This window comes from uncultured Mailhella sp., from assembly GCF_905187505.1.
In the GTDB taxonomy this organism is placed as follows: domain Bacteria; phylum Desulfobacterota; class Desulfovibrionia; order Desulfovibrionales; family Desulfovibrionaceae; genus Mailhella.
Genome location: NZ_CAJJIC010000182.1, coordinates 1 through 3,455, shown reverse-complemented (window position 1 = coordinate 3,455; position 3,455 = coordinate 1). Strand labels below are relative to the sequence as shown.

Below are 3,455 nucleotides of genomic sequence, written 5' to 3'. Positions count from 1 at the left end.
TAAAGGAAGCCGGAGGAGCGGGAAGGGGCTAGTTTTCAAGGTGAGCCTGAAGGAAGAGGCTTTTTGCCAGGGCGTTGAAGAAGTCCTGATAGATGACGGGGTCTTCGATGGGGGTGACGTTGTACTGGGCGCTGGCGCGGACGGTCATCTGGTCCTTGCCTCTGGGCATGACGTTGACGGTCATGCGCACGGTGTACCCCTTGAGCTTGGTACCGGTCACGCTGCCGAGGTCGAGGGAAGCCTTGTCGATGACGAAGCCGAGGTCCTGGAGCGTGGCAATGACGCCTTCCATGGTCTTCTGCTTGTCGGAGGTATCGAAGTAGCGGGTCTGAATCTGACGGAGTCTGAGCTGTGAGGCTCCGCCCGCGTCGAAGAGTCCTTCGCCTGCGGGAACGGCGCATCCGGCAGTAAGCAGCATGACAAGGGCGAGAAGGAAAAGAAGAGCGCGCTTCATATTTCGTGAGCCTCCAGGAAGACGGACTTGGAAAGTTTTTCGTAGAACTGACGGTAGATGGCAGGGTCATTGATCTGTTCGGCGCGGGTTATCTGTCCGGCGGTATCGAAGATGATGCGCTGGAAGGTCACGCGAACGACGGAGTCTCCGCCGCCCGTCCGCACGGCGAGCACCTTTTTCAGGTCGCTTTCAATGACGGTCATGGTGCTGTCCGCAACCTGCCATGCGAGATTGCGGCTCACGTCCGCAGGATGCCGCTTCTGCAGAACGGCGGTGAGATTGCGTTCCATGTCGGCGCGCACGGCGGCGAGTTCCGCGTTCGAGAGCGGCTTTGCCGGGGCGCTTTGGGAAGAGCCGGCATTTTCCCTCATGACCATGGAAACGCGTATGGTCTGATGCGAGTCCACGGGGGCCGGGCCTCCGCCGAGCGCGGCGATGAGCAAGGCTCCCGCACGCTGGGTAACGCTCGTGGCGTCGCGCTTTTTCGAGCCCACCAGCACGCCGAGCGGCACTTCGGCCTCTTCCAGACTGAACCCCAGATCCTGAAGCACGCCCGTGGCCGCCGTGAGCATGGCGGCCTTGTCGGTGGTTTCAAAGCGCCGTGTCTGCATCTGCCTGTTCTGAAGGCTGTCGGGCGCGAGCGAAAGCGCGTCCCGGGGAATCTGCGCGGAACAGCCCGCAAGCAGCGCCGAACAGAGAATCATCATAAATACTTTCTTCACAACGCCCCCCGCTAGAAGCTCGACTGACGGTAGCTGTAATCCCTGACCCTGCCGTTCTCGTCGAACTTGATGATGATGGTCATGGTGCGCTGGCTGGTGGACGATGCGCCGCTGCCCCGCTCAAAACTGCCGCTTCCGCCGCCCCCGAGGGCTCCGGCCGCGCCGCCCACGATGCCGCCGAGCAGACTTCCGAACCCGCCCTGCGACGCGGAATACACCTGTTCCGTGGCCACCTTGTCGTACACCCAGGTTTCGCGCCTTTCGTTGTCGGTGGTGACAAGGTTGGGGGAACCGAGCACGGCCACCACGTCGGCGCTCGACATGCCCTTGTGAATCTCACGCTGCACGGTGCCTACGGAAATTCTCTCCGAAGCGTCGTCGCGCACCGCCTCGCGATGCTTGCCCGCCGACATGCATCCGGTCGTTCCCAGAGAAAACACCATCAGGCCAATGATGAAAGTCCTGTTCATATATCACCTCTTTTGATAGATTCTCCCAATATTTTTGGGAGGAGAAAGGAGTTACACCGTATATCGTTATTTTTGTCACATGAAAAGCTTTTTTTTGCCTTGCGGCACAAAGGTTTTCGGGAGGGCCAGATTTTTTTGATGACCGGTACAATATTGGCTCAAAGAAAAGGCGGACGCCGACTCATCGTTTTCGCCGAGCGCCCGTTATTTTTCTTCTCCCGAGTACCGCCCTGCCCGTCTGCGCCGGACACGCGTTACGGACACGGGGCATGCACGACGGGCATGGCGCTTAGGCGCGAATGAATCACGGCTACTTGCGGGCGTCGGCGCGGGCTCCTCACCTCGCCCGCGTTCCCCCGAGCGTTGATAAGAAGCTGAAAGAACCAGGGGGGCGCGGGGGGAATTATTTCCCCCGCATTGCCTTTCCTGCCTTTTCCGCCGGGGTCCGGGGCGGTGCCCCGGCTGCTCCGGTCTGTCCCATTCCTCTTTCCTGCCTTTCCTGCGTTTCCCTTCCTCTGGAATAATGAAACGACGTGTTTTTCGGCACGTTCTGGACATAAGAGCGGGAAACGGTATAGTTTGAGCAAAGGTTTAACTTTTTTCCGGCCGGACGGCGGGGCAAGCGAGGGGCGTATGCAGGATGAGCTCAAGAGGCTGTATGTGGAACCGACATCGCGGTGCAATCTGCGCTGCGCCATGTGCTTTCGCAACAGCTGGATAGGCGAGAGCACGGGAGACATGGACGAAGGCACGTTTCAGTCGGTGCTGGAGAGCATGCCGAACAGCGTGGAAACGGTGTTCTTCGGAGGGATGGGGGAACCTCTTGCGCACCCCGGCATTGTGGACATGGTGCGTCAGGCGTCGGCCAGGGGCGTGAAGACGGAGCTTTTAAGCAACGGCTCGCTGCTTGACGAGACCATGAGCCGCGCGCTTCTCGACGCGGGACTGGATATGCTGTGGCTTTCGGTGGACGGCTTCAAAGAAGAACATTACGAGAACATACGCCGCAACGGGCACCTTGCCACGCTCAAGGAACACATCATGGCGTTCAATCAGCTTCGCTTCGCCATGAACCGGGAAGTCAGGCTGGGGCTGGCCTTCGTGATCATGAGAAGCAACGTGCAGGACCTTGCGGAACTGCCCTACTTCGCGAGCTACTACCGCGTGAACGAGGTGAACATCTCCCACGTGATCCCCACGGATAAGCACACGGAAGACGAGCTCCTCTACAAGAGCGTGATCGACAGCGACTTCGGCGGCGACAACGTGCCGCCTTCGGCTCCGCGCATCCATGTGCCGCTCATGGACTGGACGCAGCCCGGCGTGGCGCAGGCCGCCGCGGGTCTTTTGAGCGCAGGCATGTGCGAGATCTTCCTCTCCGGCCAGAAACTGCACCGCAACGCGCGGCACTGCCGCTTCATCGACGAGGGAATGTGCTTCGTGCGACACGACGGCTTCGTCAGCCCGTGCATGTCGCTGCTTCGTACCTCGCGCCTCTACTGGGGCGGCAAAACCCGCGTCAACCAGCACCACTTCTTCGGCAACGTGCAAAACACCCCTCTCTCCGACATCTGGCAAAGCCCCGACTACGCCGACTTCAGAAATCGTGTCCGAAACTTCGAATTCTCCCCCTGCTGCCGCTGCTCCCAGTGCGACAACTGGGAAAACTCCCTCCCCGACTGCTACGGCAACAACCTCCCTACCTGCGGCGCCTGCCTCTGGTCCGAAGGCATCATAAGCTGTCCGTAAAAGGAAGAAGAAAGGGGAATAAGAACGATGCGGGGGAAGGAGAACACCCTTTTGAAAAAG

4 protein-coding genes are annotated in these 3,455 nt (G+C 59.9%); 1 reads left to right on the top strand and 3 read right to left on the bottom strand.

Annotated features, from left to right (window positions below):
- Positions 1 to 28 precede the first annotated feature (28 nt).
- Genes QZZ60_RS11075 through QZZ60_RS11065 form a run of 3 tightly spaced genes read right to left on the bottom strand, consistent with a single transcriptional unit; the run spans position 29 to position 1,646 of the window.
- Positions 29 to 454: a hypothetical protein gene (locus QZZ60_RS11075; protein WP_295641385.1), complete on the bottom strand. Its 426-nt coding sequence runs from the start codon at positions 452 to 454 to the stop codon at positions 29 to 31.
- The gene (locus QZZ60_RS11070) at positions 451 to 1,176 is read right to left on the bottom strand and encodes a hypothetical protein (RefSeq protein ID WP_295641383.1); all 726 of its coding nucleotides are present in this window, start codon (positions 1,174 to 1,176) and stop codon (positions 451 to 453) included. Before QZZ60_RS11070 ends, QZZ60_RS11075 begins: the two co-directional genes overlap by 4 nt.
- Before the next feature lie 11 nt (positions 1,177 to 1,187).
- Positions 1,188 to 1,646, bottom strand: coding sequence for a hypothetical protein (locus QZZ60_RS11065; protein WP_295641381.1), 459 nt, complete (start codon positions 1,644 to 1,646; stop codon positions 1,188 to 1,190).
- A 660-nt stretch (positions 1,647 to 2,306) separates the two neighbouring features.
- On the opposite strand from QZZ60_RS11065, the gene QZZ60_RS11060 reads away from it, so the two are divergent.
- On the top strand, positions 2,307 to 3,395 hold the full coding sequence (locus QZZ60_RS11060; RefSeq protein ID WP_295641379.1) for a radical SAM protein: 1,089 nt from the start codon (positions 2,307 to 2,309) through the stop codon (positions 3,393 to 3,395).
- Positions 3,396 to 3,455: the final 60 nt, after the last annotated feature.